14 protein-coding genes are annotated in these 16,772 nt (G+C 54.8%); 5 read left to right on the forward strand and 9 right to left on the reverse strand.

Annotation, left to right across the window (positions count from 1 at the left end; all coding sequences use genetic code 11):
- The first annotated feature begins 8 nt into the window (after positions 1–8).
- The gene (locus ACJU26_RS05080) at positions 9–698 is read left to right on the forward strand and encodes a Crp/Fnr family transcriptional regulator (protein WP_414041439.1); all 690 of its coding nucleotides are present in this window, start codon (positions 9–11) and stop codon (positions 696–698) included.
- A gap of 35 nt (positions 699–733) precedes the next feature.
- Here ACJU26_RS05080 and ACJU26_RS05085 read toward each other — a convergent pair whose 3' ends face one another.
- The 5 genes from ACJU26_RS05085 to ACJU26_RS05105 form a co-directional block, all read right to left on the reverse strand.
- A complete protein-coding gene (locus ACJU26_RS05085; RefSeq protein WP_414041440.1) occupies positions 734–1,717 on the reverse strand; it encodes an FAD-binding oxidoreductase in 984 nt (327 codons plus the stop codon).
- An 88-nt stretch (positions 1,718–1,805) separates the two neighbouring features.
- The gene (locus tag ACJU26_RS05090) at positions 1,806–2,267 is read right to left on the reverse strand and encodes a globin domain-containing protein (RefSeq protein WP_414041441.1); all 462 of its coding nucleotides are present in this window, start codon (positions 2,265–2,267) and stop codon (positions 1,806–1,808) included.
- 121 nt (positions 2,268–2,388) lie between these two features.
- Positions 2,389–3,561, reverse strand: a complete 1,173-nt coding sequence (locus tag ACJU26_RS05095; protein WP_414041442.1) for an efflux RND transporter periplasmic adaptor subunit — start codon at positions 3,559–3,561, stop codon at positions 2,389–2,391.
- Complete coding sequence (locus tag ACJU26_RS05100) at positions 3,558–4,991, reverse strand: efflux transporter outer membrane subunit (RefSeq protein WP_414041443.1); 1,434 nt, start codon at positions 4,989–4,991, stop codon at positions 3,558–3,560. Before ACJU26_RS05100 ends, ACJU26_RS05095 begins: the two co-directional genes overlap by 4 nt.
- Positions 4,991–6,535, reverse strand: a complete 1,545-nt coding sequence (locus ACJU26_RS05105; RefSeq protein ID WP_414041444.1) for a DHA2 family efflux MFS transporter permease subunit — start codon at positions 6,533–6,535, stop codon at positions 4,991–4,993. The genes ACJU26_RS05100 and ACJU26_RS05105 overlap by 1 nt, the downstream gene beginning before the upstream one ends.
- 106 nt (positions 6,536–6,641) lie before the next feature.
- On the opposite strand from ACJU26_RS05105, the gene ACJU26_RS05110 reads away from it, so the two are divergent.
- Complete coding sequence (locus ACJU26_RS05110) at positions 6,642–7,553, forward strand: LysR substrate-binding domain-containing protein (protein ID WP_414041445.1); 912 nt, start codon at positions 6,642–6,644, stop codon at positions 7,551–7,553.
- Between the two features lie 10 nt (positions 7,554–7,563).
- Positions 7,564–8,547: a tRNA dihydrouridine(20/20a) synthase DusA gene (gene dusA, locus ACJU26_RS05115; protein WP_414041446.1), complete on the forward strand. Its 984-nt coding sequence runs from the start codon at positions 7,564–7,566 to the stop codon at positions 8,545–8,547.
- On the opposite strand, the gene ACJU26_RS05120 is transcribed toward dusA, so the two are convergent.
- The 3 genes from ACJU26_RS05120 to gnd form a co-directional block, all read right to left on the reverse strand.
- Complete coding sequence (locus tag ACJU26_RS05120; protein WP_414041447.1) at positions 8,525–8,827, reverse strand: ArsR/SmtB family transcription factor; 303 nt, start codon at positions 8,825–8,827, stop codon at positions 8,525–8,527. The genes dusA and ACJU26_RS05120 overlap by 23 nt on opposite strands.
- Positions 8,828–9,081: 254 nt before the next feature.
- Complete coding sequence (zwf, locus tag ACJU26_RS05125) at positions 9,082–10,548, reverse strand: glucose-6-phosphate dehydrogenase (RefSeq protein ID WP_414041448.1); 1,467 nt, start codon at positions 10,546–10,548, stop codon at positions 9,082–9,084.
- On the reverse strand, positions 10,549–11,469 hold the full coding sequence (gnd, locus tag ACJU26_RS05130; RefSeq protein ID WP_414041449.1) for a phosphogluconate dehydrogenase (NAD(+)-dependent, decarboxylating): 921 nt from the start codon (positions 11,467–11,469) through the stop codon (positions 10,549–10,551).
- Positions 11,470–11,559: 90 nt separating this feature from the next.
- On the opposite strand from gnd, the gene purT reads away from it, so the two are divergent.
- On the forward strand, positions 11,560–12,741 hold the full coding sequence (gene purT / locus ACJU26_RS05135) for a formate-dependent phosphoribosylglycinamide formyltransferase (protein WP_414041450.1): 1,182 nt from the start codon (positions 11,560–11,562) through the stop codon (positions 12,739–12,741).
- Here the strand turns inward: purT and ACJU26_RS05140 are convergent.
- A complete protein-coding gene (locus tag ACJU26_RS05140) occupies positions 12,738–13,919 on the reverse strand; it encodes a pyridoxal phosphate-dependent aminotransferase (RefSeq protein ID WP_414041451.1) in 1,182 nt (393 codons plus the stop codon). The two genes, purT and ACJU26_RS05140, sit on opposite strands and share 4 nt — an antisense overlap.
- 218 nt (positions 13,920–14,137) lie before the next feature.
- Here ACJU26_RS05140 and ACJU26_RS05145 point away from each other — a divergent pair, with 218 nt between their 5' ends.
- The gene (locus ACJU26_RS05145) at positions 14,138–16,570 is read left to right on the forward strand and encodes a heavy metal translocating P-type ATPase (RefSeq protein ID WP_414041452.1); all 2,433 of its coding nucleotides are present in this window, start codon (positions 14,138–14,140) and stop codon (positions 16,568–16,570) included.
- Positions 16,571–16,772 lie beyond the last annotated feature (202 nt).

The following is a 16,772-nucleotide window of genomic DNA, read 5'->3' on the forward strand; positions in this document are numbered from 1 at the left end:
ACCCCTTTATGGAAGCCGTTGCCGATAATTTATTCCCCATCTTGCGCGAAACCTCGCTTTTTTCTGCCTGGCCGGAAGACTTGTTGCATACCTTGCTGCGGCAAAGCCAAAAAGTCACCCTGGATTCTGGCGAGATTTTGTTTGTCGAGAAAGCAGCCGCCAGTGCATTTTATCTGATACTTTCCGGTCGTATCCTTCTGATTGCTGCGGCAAGCACCGGACAGGAAAAAATTGTGGAAATCATTGAGCAGCATGACCTGTTTGCCGAAGCCGTCGCTTTTCTGGGCGGACGTTATCCGGTCACGGCCGCTGCGGATGGGCGTACGACGGTTCTGGAAATTCCCCTTGCCCTGTTTCTGGAAATTCTGGAGCAAAAACCCCTGTTGATGCGCCAGATGTTGGCGCGTCTGAGTATGCGTCTGCATTTTCTGGTCAAGGAACTGCGTCATCTCAGTGTGGAATCCGCCGAACAGCGACTGGTCAGCTATTTGCTGGAATTGTGCCCGCTGGCTACTGGCTCAGCCGTTATTGAATTTCCGACCAAAAAATCGGCGGTCGCCGCACGCTTGGGTTTGACGCCGGAAACTTTATCGCGGTTGCTGACCCGAATGCGCAAAGCCGGACTGATAGAAATGCAGGGGCGAAGGCTCCAGGTTCCTGATCTGCAGGCCCTGGAACGCTGGGTGGCCGCCCGCTAATAATCACTGCCATATGGCAAAGCAGCGCAGAATGACTAACCGTTGGGTGCAAAGGCATCAAAATGGATGTGTTCGTGGGACACTCCATGGGAGAGCAGCAGATCAATGGCCGCTTCTATCAGGCCGGGGCTCCCGCAAAGGTAGATTTCATGATCTTGCCAGTGTCCTCGGGCAGCCACACTGGGCAGCAGTCGGCGTGCTCCGGTCCAGTGCCTGTCTCCCATGTCGGAAATGGTGGGTGTTACGGTAATTTGGGGGTATTGTTGAGCCCATTGCTGCAATTGATCGAGATGGTAGAAATCCGCCTGTTTTTTGGCTCCGTAAAACAGATGAACAGGACGGCTTTGTCCCAGGAGAATACTTTCCTGAATGATGGCTTCAATGGGAGCCAATCCGGTTCCAGCGGCAATGCAAAGCAAAGGCCTGTTCTGCTCCGGGTGGAGGGCGAAGTCTCCTTGTGGGGGCCCGAGCGTGATGCTGTCACCGCATTGGGCTTGGTGAAAAAGCCACTGACTGAATAGCCCCCCCGGAAATTCACGGACATGAAAAACCAGCTCTCCATGTTCCTGTGGCGGTGTAGCCATGGAATAAGAGCGCCACTGATTCGGATGATCCGGAACAGCCATACGGGCATATTGCCCGGTCCTGTATGGATAGGCATTTTCCGGCTTTAAGGTTAATTCCAGCACATTCCAGGCCAGTCTGGTCAGGCTGACAATGCGGCTATTCCAGATATTTTCGGAAATGACTTCAGCGCGCAGGCGCATAGGACTACGTGGGTAAAGCTTGCATAAAATGCCCATGCCCGCAGCCCGTTCTGCGGGTGACAAAAGCAACGGCATAAATGGTCCCTGCTCACTATCGCCAGACAGAATGGTGCCCTTGCAATCCCCGCAGGAACCACTGGCACAGCCATGTTTAATGGCCACATCATGGGCTTTGGCTGCTTCGACAATATTCTGTTTCTCATCGGCCATGAAACAGATGCCGGAGGGTTCCAGACATATTTCAAATTCCATGTAGTTACCTCACCTCGTTTTTCAGAAAAAAAACGGTGTTGACCAAAGCCGTAAAAAGCATCTCGGCCAAGCACCGTTTTGTGTTAAATCAAACAGCGGGAGGAACGTCGTCAATGGTTACCGGCACAAAGCGGGAAGGTGCCATCGCTTCATAGGCCGCCTCAATACATACCGTAGAAGCCAGATTGTAGGCCTCGATCCAGGATTCCGCCATTTCCTGGGTCCAGGCAGCTCCCAGAAAATGCTTCAGGGTATTGAGCAGGCTTTTGCCGACGATGGGATAATGTTCCGGGCGTGTATCATATTTGATATGGGCGATTCCCAAGTCTTTCAAATAAGGCACCAGTACCTCCAGATTGTCAATGCTGGTCGCAATCAGAATGACGGAATTAAACAAGCGGATGCGCTGCTCCGTCATGTCTCCGGGAAACATTTTCCGGACTTCCGGGAAATGGCTGAACATATAATCATAAAAGTGTTCAGCTACCTGCACACCGAGATCTTTTACGGCAGCCCCGCTGGATTGAATCAGTTGAATATTGATGGTCATGACAAATTGCTCCTTTTGATTGAGATGGGATGGACTGTACTAAACTTGCTATGTTCTGCAGCATAAAGGTAGCCATGCGAGTATTCCTTGATTTCGGTCAATTTTGAAAATGCCGGTCACCCTACAGGTTTTTTTGGATAATACGATTGGCGCATATTTGCGCGCGCTCCATTTCGTCATGGTAAATAGATGTTTCGTATCCCTGTTTCGGAGTGATTGTCAGGGGTTGCAGGACAGAATGAGGATGTCCAGACTGCCAGTGGACCTCGGCAATCATGGAGAGACCGGGACGCAGCGGGTATTTGCGCAGTTCTGCACGGGGAATGGCAATGCGTACCGGTACCCGTTCAACAATATGAATATAATTTCCGGTAGCGTTTTGGGGGGGCAAAATACTGAAAGCACTGCCAGCGCCGGGAAGCAGGCCCAGTATGGTGCCATGAAAATGTACCTCGCTTCCGTAATAATAGCTGGTCAATTGTACGGATTGCCCTGGGTGGATACGGCGCATGGCGGTTTCCTTGAAATTGGCGACTACCCATAAATCATTCAAGGGCACGACGGAAAACAGGCGCTGACCATCTTTCACCTTTAAACCGGGATAGGCAGAGCGTTGGGCGAGATAACCCGATATGGGCGCGCGGATCAGGTGACGTTGCCAGGTGATGTCAGCTTTTTCGTATGCGGCGACGGCCTGCTGCACCAAAGGATTGTCATATACCGTGGTGCTCGCTACCAAGGCTTCTGCACCTTGCAGCCGGGCCTGGGCTTCTGCCACGGCTGCGCTTGCGGCAGCGATTTCGTTATAGGTGTTTTCAATGCGGATCACGGAAATGGCACCGCTGGGCAGAGATTGCTGATAGCGGCTTAAGTCCATCTTGAGTTTGCGCAGCATAGCATTTTTAGCCTGGATGTTTTGTTGAAGGGCATGGACCTCCGCGAAATCCTGGCGTACTTGCCTTACTGTCGCTGCCAGATGGGCTTGCGCCTTTTCCATATCCAGTCGGGAATGATTACCTTGCAAAATTGCTAGTATCTGGCCGGCGTGCACATATTCCGTATTCTCTACCAGCACCTGTTGGATAGTGCCTGCCGATAAACTGTCTACGGGGCTGATGTTGCCATTAACGTAGGCATCGTTGGTTTCTATCCAGTATTGCCCCCGTAAAAACCACCAGAGGATTCCGATGAGGCCAGCCAGAATGATGATGAGGGCAACCACCACTAAAAGTCTGCGCCGTCGTTTTTCCATGGGATGCAGTTCGGATTCCGAGGCAAGCTGCGCTGTGCTCATTCAGTCTTGCCTTTCGCCGCATATCCGCCTCCCAGCGCCCCATGGAGTAATGCCCAGGATTGCGCATTTTGGGTCTGCAAAAGAATGTCTTGGCTTTGCATGGTCATTTCCAGAATAAGGGTTTGATAAACGGCAATTTTATTGCTGGTTCCCGCACGAAAAGCCGCTTCAGCCAGCCTCCGGTTTTGTCTGGTGGCTTTCATGATCTGTGCTTGTTCGCCCATTTGCCGATGAATTTTTTTCCAGATTGCCAAATAACGGGCAATTTCCCGCACGGCTCTGAGGATGCGATGGCGATAATGATCCTGGGTAGCCATATACACCGCATTTTGCACCTTGAGGTGGGCGCGTAATTTTCCGCCTTCAAAAACCGGCAAAGTGATAACCGGGCCAACGGCATGGGCCAGATTCCCGGGGCTGAATAAATCGCCCAGATCAATACTGTTCCAGCCCGCAAACAGGGCGATATTCACATCAGGATAAAAAGCCGCCCGAGCCGCTTTGATCTGTTGGGCGGCGATTTCCATTTCCCAGCGGGCTGCGACAATATCGGGGCGGTGACTAATGAGGCGCAAGGGTAAGTCGTGGGGAATGGGCATACGAGACAGCTCTGGTAGAGGAGCTATTTGGATTTGTTCTCCCCAATCGGGTCCGTGTCCGGCCAGGGCGGCCAATATATAGCGTTGTTGGGCGATATCGCCCTGTAATTGGGCGATGCTTTGTCGTGCCTCTGCGTAGTGCTCTTCCTGCACAAAAACGGGACGTGCATCGGCCAGACCGTCATGCCAACGTTGATTTTCCAGTTGGAGCAGGGATTTTTGCAGGCTTTCCAGATGCTTTGCCAGGTTCAGACGTCGAGATATACCGATCAGCAAAAAATAGTGCCAGGTCAGTTGCGTTTCTAGTTGCAGTTTTGCCTCGGCATAATCGGCCTGATGAACCCGCACTTTTCCTAAAGCCGCACGGACCTGATCACTATCACGTCCCCATAAATCCAGGTGATAACGTAGCTCAAGTGGGTTGATCTCGGTATAGCTAAAATGTTGGCCATTGGCCTGAAGATGTAATCCTTGTGTAGAAAAATATTCCTGGGTGAAGGATGTACTGGCATTCCATTGTGGGAGGAGGGCGGCATGTTGTTCTGCAGCAAAGGACTTTGCCCTGAGAATGCGGGCGCTGGCCACCTGCAGCGAAGGATTATCCTGCAGCGCCGCCTGAATCAGCTGGTTAAGCGCCGGCAACTGCGCACTTTCCCACCATTTGGATCTGGGCCATGGACCGGGATGAATGCCGTCATGTCCCACAGTTTGGGCCAATATTTGACGGATTTGCGTATCATGGGCGAGATGGGAGCCAGGCAGGTGTTCTGGCAGGCGCACACAGGCGCTGAGTAATAGCCAGGACAGCAACAGGAAAAGTCTTTTGTGCATCAGAGATCGACCAGTTCTTCTATGGCACGGCGCAGGCGAATATCCGGTTCTCCATAAACCACAGCTTTGCTGAGCAGCATGAGACCTGCGCCCAGTAAAAACCCCCAGGCGGCCATGTAAAAGATTTCATTGAAGGCCAGCATGGCCGCATGCTGCTTCAGCAGTTCCGCTGTGCGCATATGGCCGATCAGGGAGGTAGGTAAATCCGCCAAGCTGCTTTGCCCTTCGGCCAGAAAATGCGCATGGAAAATCATGCGCCGGTCAAATAAGGTGGCGAAAAGTGGAATGCCCATGGCCTGTCCACTGAGACGGAATACATTCAAGAGCACCGTCCCCCGTATTTCGGTCGGTCCCGATAATCCCGACAAGGCAATGGCAATGATGGAGGGAAACAAGCTGCCCAGGAAAATGCCCACAAAGGCCTGGGGCCAGAGTAACTCGGTAAATGACGCCGGATGATTATAGGAAGCGACCCAAAAGCTGGCGGCTGAAAATCCCGATAAGGATATGATGGCGAGGATGCGTGCATCCATACGATTCAACAATCGTTGGGTCAGCATGAAACTGATTTTCGAGAAGATCGCCATGGGTAATATCAACAGACCCACCATCCAGGCGCTATAACCCATCAGCAACTGAAAGCCGACCACGTAAATGGCTATGCTGCCCTGAAAAAACAGGGCCGTGAAAAACAGCACCACACTGCCCATCAGAAAATTGCGCCGTTTCAGAAGGCGCAGGTCCAGCAAGGGATGGGGAGTGTGCCATTCCACGATGACCAACATCAGCAGTCCGATGAGGCTGATAATGCCGAGAAAAATAATGGTCTGAGAGCGCCACCAACTGAGGGTTTCGCCGATATTCAGGGCGGATTCCCAGGCGGCCAGAGCGATCAGAAGGAAAATCAGACCTCGCCAGTCAAGCGGCGGATGACGATGTTCCATCTCACGATCAAAAAGCAGGATCATGCTGATAATCGCGACCCCCATGGCAATGGGTATGTTCACATAAAACAGCCAGCGCCAACCAATGGTATCGGTAATCCAGCCGCCGATGACCGGGCCGAGGGTGAATGGCGTGAGAGCAGCGACTCCCCATAGTCCCAGCCCAATATTGCGGCGTTGAGGATGGTAGTGACGCAGAATGATTTGCAAGGAAACGGGAATGGTCAATCCCCCCACATAGCCCTGAATAATCCGCGCTGTCAGAAATACGTCATAATGACTAGTAACAGCGCATATGCCCGAAACCATGGCGAAAATGACAAAAGCCGCTATCAGGACGCGCATTTCCCCCCAACGATGTAAGAGCCAGGGAGAAGTGGGGAAAGCCAGGGCCATGGCCAGAAAAAAATCAGCCTGGGTCCAGTCGGCAAAATCGGGATTGACCCCTAAACTGCCCGCAACATGGGGAATCATGGGCAGATAGGCGCCAGTATTGAAGAGCACCAGAAAATGTCCCAGTCCAATGACCAGATTCAGCAGCAGTACCATGCTGGCGCCAAGAGGGGGAACTGCCTGGACGTTATGAGGTAAAGCCATCATTGGGTATCAGCTTCTATGCTTGTTCACAAAACGGGCCGATAATGCAGGGGCTGAATACATAGATCAAATTGGTTATGTATATACAAACTATCGGGTATGGCGATATATGGATACGGAATTACTGCTGACTTTTCTCATCGTGGCCAAAAGTGGCGGCATCAGCGCGGCGGCACGGACACTGCACCGGAGTCAGCCCGCCATCACCGAGCGTTTACAGAAGCTGGGTCAGATGGTCGGAGAACCTTTGACCATGCGCCACGGACGCGGCATTCGATTGACTCCCGCTGGCGAAGCCTTGCTCTCGACGGCGCAGCGGATGCGCGATGTGATCGACGAATTCGAGGACATCATGCTGCGCCGCCAACGCCTGCAAAGCGGTGTTTTGCGTATTGTCGCCACCAATACGGTGGCCAATTACTTTTTGCCCGAACGGCTGGTGTCTTTTCAACGGCAATTTCCCGATGTGGAACTTCAGCTTCGGGGAGGCGTTATCGACTGGTCCAGTATTGCCCTGTCTGACTGGGATTTGTACTTTCTGGAGGGTGGTCTGGATCTGGAAGGCTTGCCTTCCTACTATTCGGTGACTCCCTGGTTAGGCGATGAAATCATGACCATCTTCCCGGAAGGACATATCCTCCTCCAGCAAGAGGAACTATCGCTGGAACATCTGATCGCTTATCCCCTGATCTGGCGCGAACCCGGATCGGGAATTCGCCGCTCTGTGGAGAAAGCCTTTCAAGAAGCCCGTTTGACACCCCGGCAATCCATTGAGGTCACCGGGGTCGAGGCTGTGGGAGCCGCCGTGGATGCCGGGCTGGGGATTGGTTTTGTGACCGCCGCTGCCTTGCGTTGCCGAAAAGACTGGCGGGTCGTTGCGCGCCGCCTGCCCGCACCCCAGGGCATACAGTGGACCTTGTACATGGCCAGACCCCAACCCGTCTATCAGTCCCACACCATCCGGGCATTCCTGGAATTTCTGGATACCGGAACTGTACACCTGCAACAGGATGGGATGTGATGCAATGGAAATGAGCGAGAAGATCCTATCCGTAGCCCCCATGCTCGACTGGACGGACCGTCATTGTCGGCATTTTTTGCGGCTGATCTGTCCCTCTTGCGTATTGTATACGGAAATGCTGACCACCAACGCCCTTTTGCGCGGACGCGATCCCCAACGGTTTCTGGAATATTCAGCGGCGGAGCATCCCCTGATTCTTCAGGTGGGAGGGGATGACCCTGAGGCCATGCGTCGGGTGTCCTGGCTGGCCAGAGAATATCAATATGATGGCATCAATCTCAATGTGGGTTGCCCCTCGCCGCGCGTACAAAAAGGCCGTTTTGGTGCCTGTCTCATGGCGATACCCGAGCATGTGGCCGAGTTGATGGCTGCTCTGGCAGATAGCGGCTTGCCGGTCAGTATCAAGCATCGGCTGGGATTGGATCGGAAAGAAGATTATGCGTCCTTGCAGCGATTCGTGGACACGGTAGCTCAGTCGGGATGTTGGCATTTCATTGTCCATGCCCGCAATGCCTGGTTGAAAGGATTGAATCCTGCAGAAAATCGTGAAACCCCACCCTTGCGCTGGGATTGGGTACACCATCTGAAACAGGATTTCCCCCATTTGCAGATCGAAATCAATGGGGGTTTCAAGACCTCCGCAACCGTGCTCGAACAATATCCCTCTGTGGATGGGGTGATGATTGGCCGTGCTGCCTACCATAACCCCCTGTTGCTGGCCGAAGTGGAAATGGCCATGGGCAGGCGCGTGCAATTACCGGAGCGCGGACAAATCCTGGAGGCCCTCATCGCTTATGCCGAGACTTGGGGAAAAGCACTACCGGCCCCCCGACTGAGCCGACATTTGCACGGACTCTACTTCGGCGCCGCAGGAGCCGGAGAGTGGCGGCGCTTTTTGGGTACCGCAATCCTGAATGAAAGTGCCGCGGAATTTCTGCGGCGCGCCTTGCAACAATTTGCTGAGAAGGCCATCAGGCCAAGACGCGATGACTAATCTCCAGCAAGCGAAGGGTGCGTTGATCGCGGATCCGGTAATACACCCGACTGGCGGCTTTCCTGACCAGAATCAGCCCCGAATCCTGCAGCAGGGCCAGATGTTGGGAGGCATTGCTGTGACTGGTATCGATGGCTTTCACCAGATTCTGCATGCTCATTTCGCCACGACCCAATAGGCAGATGATTTTATAGCGCAAAGGATGGGACATGGCCTTGATGACTTCGGAGAGTTGCGCAATTTCCCGTTCGGGGATGATTGTGTTTTCCGTGTTTTTCATGGTAGCTCCTTGCTTGAGTATCATTGGGTACTCCACTGCAACTATAAAGCATGAATCGTGCCATATTATTTAATATTATGAAAAACAAAGGATATAAATAAAATATGAGGGTTCCCGTGAGTGGCTGATCAGTTGATGCTGTAGACGCTTGGCTACGTTTTTTCTGCAGAGAGCTTTTTAAGCTGATTTGTAAGGGTGTTTTATTGTTTTCAGAAGGCGACAACCCCGACCGGGAGGTTGTCACCCAGTGCTGACTAGATATGATTACGCCAGTACTGATCTTCTTTGTCCATGATGCGGGTCGCTTCGTCGGGTCCCCAGGAACCGGCGGGATAAGTCAGGATGTAATCCGTCTCCCGTCCCCAGGCCTTGATGATCGGATCCACTACCCGCCAAGCCCATTCCACTTCGTCAAAGCGAATAAACAGGGCCTTATCGCCCTCCATGACATCCAGTAACAATGCCTCATAGGCATCCAGTTCCTGTTCCCCCTCCTTGCGATAGGAGGCATTGAGCTGAACCGGACGGACGCGCATTTCCAGACCCGGCTCCTTGATCTGGATTTCGGTTTTCAGGCTTTCCGGTTCCAGGGAAAGCAGAATCCAGTTGGGTTCGATTTTTTCGATGCTGGTTTCCCGAAAAAGCTGTTGCGGGGTATGGCGAAAACGAATGGCGACGCTGGATGTTTTGCTTTCCAGGCGCTTGCCGGTACGCAGATAAAAAGGCACACCACGCCAACGCCAGTTATCTATGTAAAATTTTGCGGCCACATAGGTTTCCGTCACGGAGTCGGTTTCTACGCCGGCTTCATCCTGATATCCAGGAACATGCTGGCCATCCACGACTCCGGGGCCATATTGGGCACGCATGGCATAGGCGGTTACCGCCGATTTGGGGATGGGACGAATGGAGCGAAGGACTTTGACTTTCTCGTCGCGCAGGGAATCCGCTTCCAGAGAGGGCGGAGGTTCCATGGCCACCAGGGTCAGAATCTGCATCAGATGATTCTGGAGCATGTCCCGCAATGCACCAGCCTGGTCATAATAGCCGGCGCGGCTTTCGATGCCGCCTTTTTCGGCCACCGTAATCTGCACATGGTCAATATAATTACGGTTCCAGAGTGACTCAACGGTCAGGTTGGCAAAGCGATACACCATCAGGTTCTGGACGATTTCCTTGCCCAGATAGTGGTCAATGCGATAAATCTGTTCCTCGCGAAAATGGCGATGCAGTTGCTCATTCAGGCGTATGGCACTTTCCAGGTCATCTCCGAAGGGTTTTTCTATGACAATGCGATAATCCCCTTCCTGATTGAATCCGGCACCCGAGAGCTGCTGGACTACCGGAATAAAATCCGCAGGGCGGATAGCCAGATAAAATATGGTGGCAGCCGGTTTGTCCGCCCCTTCTGGAGTGAGGGCTTTGCGGAGTTGTTCGTAGGCTGCCTTGTCGTGAATTTCCCCGCGTACATAGCTGAAGTGCTGGCAGAAATCCTCGAAGTGCTCGGGATGATAGTTTGTTGCATAGGTTTCCAGTTGTTCGCGAAGAAACTCCTGCCAGCCATGATCGTCCCAGGGACGTCGACCAAAGGCGAGAATGCGCATCTCCTTGGGCATCATGCCTGCGCATTCCAGATGATAGAGGGCTGGGAGGAGTTTTTTGCTGGCCAGATCGCCGGTGGCGCCAAAAATGACAAACTGGCAAATGCACTGATTATCCACTCAGACCTCCTTTTGTACGGCATGGCCGCCGAACTGGTTCCGCATCATGGCCAAGAGTTTGGCCGCATAGTCGTCCTTACCCTGGGAGGCCCAGCGCATCTGCAGGGCCAGGGTAATCACCGGTGCCGGGATTTTCATGGCCAATGCTGCCTGTGCTGTCCAGAGCCCTTCGCCGGAATCGGCCACCACGGGGGCAATATCGGCCAAAACCTGATCCTTGTGCAAGGTGTCCGCCGTCAGATCCAGCAGCCAAGAGCGGACGACACTGCCATAGCGCCACATTTCCGCCACTGCGGCGAGATCCAGACTGAATTCCTTTTTGGCTTGCAGAATGGCGAAGCCTTCAGCCAGAGCCTGCATCATGCCGTACTCAATGCCATTGTGGACCATTTTGACGAAATGCCCACTGCCCACCGGTCCACAGTGCAACCAACCCTGATCTTCTCCGGGAGCCAGGGCTTTCAGGAAGGGCGTCACCTGGGCCACAGCCTCCTGGCTGCCGCCCACCATCAGGGCATAGCCTTCTTTCAATCCCCAAACCCCACCGGAAACACCAGCATCCACATAATGTATCCCAGCGGCTTCGACTTTGGCGGACTGTGCCATGGAATCTTCATACAGGGCATTGGCGCCGTTGACCAGAATGTCTCCTTTGCTCAGGAGCGGCAGCAACTGGTCAATATGTTCCTGTGTGGCATCGCCCGCCGGCAGCATCAACCAGATGATCCGGGGGGTAGGCAGTTGTTGGACCAGTTTTTCCAGGGTGCCGGCAGCATGCATACCTGTTTCCTGGGCCAGATCCGTGGCCTTTTGGGTATGGCGATTATAAACCGTGACATTCATGCCCTTCAGGTGCAAACGCCGCGCCATATTAGCGCCCATGCGACCAAGACCAACCATGCCTATACCAGGTTTACTCATGTCCAACTCCTTTGCATATGCGTCTGTCGGGAAAATGGTATGCTTAAAGTATAGACTTGTTCTGCTGTTTATTGCATAAGGAAAAACCGCATGAAACTGGGTACGCCGTGTTCTGCTTCTGCGACCAAGCTGATGCTGTTGGGCGCAGGAGAGTTGGGGAAAGAAGTATTGATCGCCGCCCAACGTCTGGGTGTCGAGACGATTGCTGTGGATCGCTATGGTGATGCACCCGCCATGCAGGTGGCCCATCGCGCCTACGTGCTGGATATGACCGATCCCGAAGCGATTCTGGCGCTGGTCAAACGGGAACAGCCCCACTACCTGGTTCCGGAAATAGAAGCCATTGCCACTTCCGCCCTGGAACTGATTGAAAATTCCGGCATGGCCAGGGTGATTCCTTCGGCCCGGGCCGTGCAACTGACCATGGACCGTGAAGGTATTCGTCGTCTGGCAGCAGAACAGCTGGATCTGCCGACTTCTCCTTATCGCTTTGCCGGGAGCCTCGCGGAGCTGGAAGCGGCTGCGGCCGGGCTGGGTTTCCCTTGTGTGATCAAACCGGTCATGTCCTCCAGCGGCAAGGGACAATCGGTGGCCCGCAGCGCAGCGGAATTGCCCCTGGCCTGGCAGGAAGCCCAAACTGCCGGGCGGGTGGGCGCGCAAAAAGTCATTGTCGAGGGCTTTGTGGATTTTGATTTTGAAATCACGGTGCTGACGGTGCGTTCGGCTTTTGGTACGGTGTTTTGCCCACCCATCGGCCATCGTCAGGAAGCGGGAGATTATGTCGAATCCTGGCAACCCCAGGCCATGTCCCATAAGGCCCTGGAGGATGCGCAAAACATGGCGCGGCGAGTGACGGATAATCTCGGCGGTCTGGGATTGTATGGGGTGGAGTTTTTTGTGCAGGGCGAGACCGTGATTTTCAGTGAGCTGTCCCCCCGGCCCCATGATACCGGTCTGGTCACCCTGGCCAGCCAGCGCCAGAATGAATTTGAATTGCACCTGCGGGCCATTCTCGCTTTGCCGGTCGATCCAGGATTCCGGCGGGCCTCGGCCTCGGCGGTGATTCGTGGTAAAAATCTGGGATGGGGGCCTTGTTACTCTGGCCTGGAAACCGCCCTGACCGTGCCCGAAAGTGACATTCGCCTCTTTGGCAAACCCCATGCCCAAAAGCTCCGGCGTCTGGGTGTGGCGGTCGCTTCAGGAGCAGATGTGGAAGAAGCCCGGAGCAGGGCGCGCAGCGCCGCAGCGGCCATTACCGTCAGTCCGTCCTAGTTTTTTACGAAGCGTTCGATGCGATCCAGGGCCATTTCCAGATTTTTGTCGCTGGTCGCAAAGGAGAGGCGAATGTGACCCGGCGTTCCAAAGGCTGAACCGGGCACTACGGCGACTCCCGCCTCCAGCAGTGCTTCGGCCAGCACCAGGTCGTCCGGTATTCCCTTGCCTTGCATCAGCTCATGAAAGCCGGGAAAGCTATAAAAGGTGCCATCCGAGGGCAACACCTGAACGCCGGGGAGAGTTTTCAGGCGTCCGTACACGTAATCATGGCGGCGTCGGAAGGCGTGTACCATTTCATGAATGGCCGTATCTCCGCCTTCCAGAGCGACCTGAGCGGCGACCTGGGAGATGGAGCTGGGATTCGAGGTGCTTTGGGACTGCACGGTGTCCATGGCGGTGATGAGTTCCCTGGGTCCGGCGCAATAGCCAATCCGCCAGCCGGTCATGGCGTAGGCCTTGGACACGCCATTCATGACGATGCAGCGCTCTTTCAGATCGGGGCAGGCGTTGGCAATATTGACAAAGGGCTCGTTCTGAAACAGGATTTTTTCATACATGTCATCACTGGCAATCAGAATCCGGGGATGACGGCGGAGCACTTCTCCCAGCGCTTCCAGCTCGCTGCGGCTATAGGTCACGCCTGAAGGGTTGGAAGGGCTGTTGATGACCAGCAAGCGGGTGTTCTCGGTGATGCTGGCTTCCAGTTGCTCAGGCAGGATTTTGAAGTGCTGGGCAGCATTGGTATCCATGATCACCGGACAGGCTTCGGCCAGGATGACCATGTCCGGATAAGATACCCAATAAGGGGCGGGAATGATGACCTCATCTCCACTATCCAGCAAGGCCTGACAAAGATTGAAAAAACTCTGTTTGCCGCCGACCGAGACCAGCACCTCATGGGGTTGATAGTTCAGGTGGTTATCCCGGGCGAATTTGGCGACGATGGCGGCTTTCAGTTCGGGGGTGCCACCGACCGCCGTATATTTGGTAAAGCCCCGCTGAATCGCCTGAATCGCGGCTTCCTTGATATATTCCGGCGTATCGAAATCGGGTTCGCCGGCGCCAAGACTGACTATGTCTTTCCCTTCTCGACGGAGTTGCTGTGCCCGGGCGGTAACGGCGAGTGTCGGTGAAGGACGCACCGCGCTGACGCGGCGAGAAAGGCGAATATCCACGATTTTTAACTCCAGCAATCATTTTCGGCGGCTGCGCTAATCACGCACAAGAGCGCAAATGATAAGCATCCGTCACGTAAAATCAACTATTTTGCAATGCTGCTGCCGTCAGTGAGGGATCAAGGGGCATGGATTGACATTACAATTGGCTACAACGATAGGATCTGTCCATCGGTCATGTACAGTCTGTCGCAGTCACGAAGTGGAACGGGAGCGAAATGCAGCATCTGGAAATCGGTGTGGAAGGTATGACCTGCGCGTCCTGCAGCAGTCGGGTGGAGCGCAGCTTGAATCGTTTGCCGGGGGTGCATGCCACGGTGAATTTGAGTACCGAACGGGCGGCGGTGGACTTTGATCCAGCGCAAACCAGTCCGAAGATTCTCGCGGCTGCAATTAACGATATTGGTTATCAAGCCGTCGTGGCCCACACTGAACTGGAGGTGGACGGGATGACCTGTGCCTCTTGTAGCAGTCGGGTGGAACGGGCTCTCGACAAGGTTTCGGGTGTGCTGTCAGCCAGCGTCAATCTGGCCACGGAACGCGCCATGGTGGCCTATTTCCCGGATAGTACGGATCCCAATCAGTTGATAGCCGCCATTGTCGATGCGGGTTATGAGGCCCGGTCGGTCCATGCGGACAACAGGAACGAAGATCGCAAGGCCAGATTGCTTCGGCAGATGCGCTTTGACTTGATACTGGCCCTACTGCTCGCATTGCCCATTTTGGGGCTGGCCATGGGGCCGATGCTTTTTCCCGGACTGGGGGCCTGGTTGCAGCACACCGCTCCTTTTGCCCGATTCTGGGACTGGATACAGGCATTGCTGGCGACTCTGGCTCTGGTGGGTCCGGGCCGGCGTTTTTTTCGTCCCGGCCTGATCGCCTACCGGCATTTGTCTCCCGACATGAATTCCCTGGTAGCCACGGGAACCGGAGCTGCCTGGCTATTCAGTATGACAGTGCTGGTTTTCCCGGAATGGTTCCGGCAGGTGGGTGCACATGTGTATTTTGACTCTGCAGCGGTAGTGATTGCCGCCATTCTGCTGGGCAAATATCTGGAAGAACTGGCCAAGGGGAGGGCATCGCAGGCGATTCGTCATCTGGCCAGCCTGCAGGCCAAGGATGCCCTGCTACTCAGAGATGGGCAGGAGCAGAGGGTGCCCCTCAACCAGATTCGGGCGGGAGATCATCTGCTGGTCAGGCCTGGGGAGCGCCTGCCAGTGGATGGCATCGTGCTGGAAGGAGAATCCTATGTCGATGCTTCCATGCTGACCGGGGAGCCTCTCCCCGAGCACAAGCAAGCGGGAGATACGGTCATGGGCGCTACGGTCAATGGTACGGGCCGGCTGATCATAGAAGCCAAAGCCGTCGGTCAGGATACCGTCATGGCCCACATCATTCGCATGGTCGAGCAGGCCCAGGCGGGCAAATTGCCGATTCAGGGGCTGGCGGATCGTGTTGTCCGGGTATTTACGCCGCTGGTCATTGTCATCGCCCTGCTCAGTTTCATCCTCTGGTTGTTACTGGGACCAAGCCCGGCCATCAGCATCGCCGTATTGTCAGCCGTGGCGGTGCTGGTGGTGGCCTGTCCTTGCGCCATGGGGCTTGCGACACCCGCAGCGGTGATGGTGGGCACCGGGCGTGCTGCTGAGCTGGGGGTGCTGTTCCGCAGAGGCCTGGCGCTGGAGACATTGGCGCAGGTGAACACGATCTGTCTGGACAAGACAGGTACCCTGACTTCGGGAAAACCCACGCTTGGAGAGATCATGGCGGATAATCCCCAGCGGATTCTGAAACTGGCTGCTGCTTTGGAATCGGCCTCGGAGCATCCGCTGGCCCAAGCCATTGTCACCGCTGCCAGGGAAGGGCAGATCAGCGTGCCTCCGGTCAGTCAATTTCAGGCTAGCCCTGGGCGGGGAGTTGAAGGTGTCGTGCATGATCGGCAAGTACTGCTGGGATCTGCCGCCTGGATGCGGGAACATGGCATCGCGACGGACAAATTCTACCGGGCTGACGATCAATCCGTCGGAACCTGGATTTACCTTGCCGAAGATGGTCATCTGTCCGGGAAGATCGCCATTCAGGACCAGATACGCCCCGAATCGGCAGCGGTCATCCGGCAGTTGACCCGTATGGGGCTGCGTTTGGTGATGATTACCGGTGATAGCCAGGCTGCGGCACGTCATCTTGCGGAAAGCCTGCAATTGCCCACATTTCATGCCGAGGTGCTGCCCCAGGAGAAGGCTCATATCGTCAAACTGTTGCAATGTCAGGGGGACAAGGTGGCATTTGTGGGGGACGGGATCAATGATGCTCCCGCCTTGGCCCAGGCCGATGTGGGCCTGGCCATGGCCACCGGTACCGATATTGCGATGGAGACTGCCGACCTGACCCTGACCCATGGGGATCTCGCCGCACTGGTGACGGCCATTCAGGCGGCACGGAAAACCATGGCGACCATCCGTGGCAATTTATTCTGGGCGTTTTTTTACAACATCCTCTTGATACCGGTGGCCGCCGGGGTGCTGATACCCTGGGGTTTTCAGCTCAATCCCATGCTGGCGGGACTGGCCATGGGCATGTCTTCGGTATTTGTGCTCAGCAACAGTTTGCGTTTGAAATGGATGCGGCCCTGGGAAGCCCGCCCGGCCTGACGGGGCGGCTTGCCGTAGCCATAGCGTATTCAGGTGCCTCGTTGAGGCGCGCTTTCTGAGAACTCCCGTGCCGTAACCCACCCTCAGGGTATGCGTCTGAATCCGCCACCCGGAAAAAACACGGCTGAAGAAAAAACGAACTATCGTCAAAATTGGCGGTCCAACTTTGAGCTTTTGCTTTTATGGAAAGCGCTGGTGTGGC

The sequence above is a fragment of the Acidithiobacillus sp. M4-SHS-6 genome (genome assembly GCF_047421495.1).
In the GTDB taxonomy this organism is placed as follows: domain Bacteria; phylum Pseudomonadota; class Gammaproteobacteria; order Acidithiobacillales; family Acidithiobacillaceae; genus Acidithiobacillus.

Excerpts from the sequence above, each read along its gene's own strand:
- ACJU26_RS05080 (WP_414041439.1), top strand. The coding sequence starts at position 9 with ATGGAAGCCGTTGCCGATAATTTATTCCCCATCTTGCGCGAAACCTCG.
- ACJU26_RS05085 (WP_414041440.1), bottom strand. The coding sequence starts at position 1,717 with ATGGAATTTGAAATATGTCTGGAACCCTCCGGCATCTGTTTCATGGCC.
- ACJU26_RS05090 (WP_414041441.1), bottom strand. The coding sequence starts at position 2,267 with ATGACCATCAATATTCAACTGATTCAATCCAGCGGGGCTGCCGTAAAA.
- ACJU26_RS05095 (WP_414041442.1), bottom strand. The coding sequence starts at position 3,561 with ATGAGCACAGCGCAGCTTGCCTCGGAATCCGAACTGCATCCCATGGAA.
- ACJU26_RS05100 (WP_414041443.1), bottom strand. The coding sequence starts at position 4,991 with ATGCACAAAAGACTTTTCCTGTTGCTGTCCTGGCTATTACTCAGCGCC.
- ACJU26_RS05105 (WP_414041444.1), bottom strand. The coding sequence starts at position 6,535 with ATGATGGCTTTACCTCATAACGTCCAGGCAGTTCCCCCTCTTGGCGCC.
- ACJU26_RS05110 (WP_414041445.1), top strand. The coding sequence starts at position 6,642 with ATGGATACGGAATTACTGCTGACTTTTCTCATCGTGGCCAAAAGTGGC.
- dusA (WP_414041446.1), top strand. The coding sequence starts at position 7,564 with ATGAGCGAGAAGATCCTATCCGTAGCCCCCATGCTCGACTGGACGGAC.
- ACJU26_RS05120 (WP_414041447.1), bottom strand. The coding sequence starts at position 8,827 with ATGAAAAACACGGAAAACACAATCATCCCCGAACGGGAAATTGCGCAA.
- gnd (WP_414041449.1), bottom strand. The coding sequence starts at position 11,469 with ATGAGTAAACCTGGTATAGGCATGGTTGGTCTTGGTCGCATGGGCGCT.
- purT (WP_414041450.1), top strand. The coding sequence starts at position 11,560 with ATGAAACTGGGTACGCCGTGTTCTGCTTCTGCGACCAAGCTGATGCTG.
- ACJU26_RS05145 (WP_414041452.1), top strand. The coding sequence starts at position 14,138 with ATGCAGCATCTGGAAATCGGTGTGGAAGGTATGACCTGCGCGTCCTGC.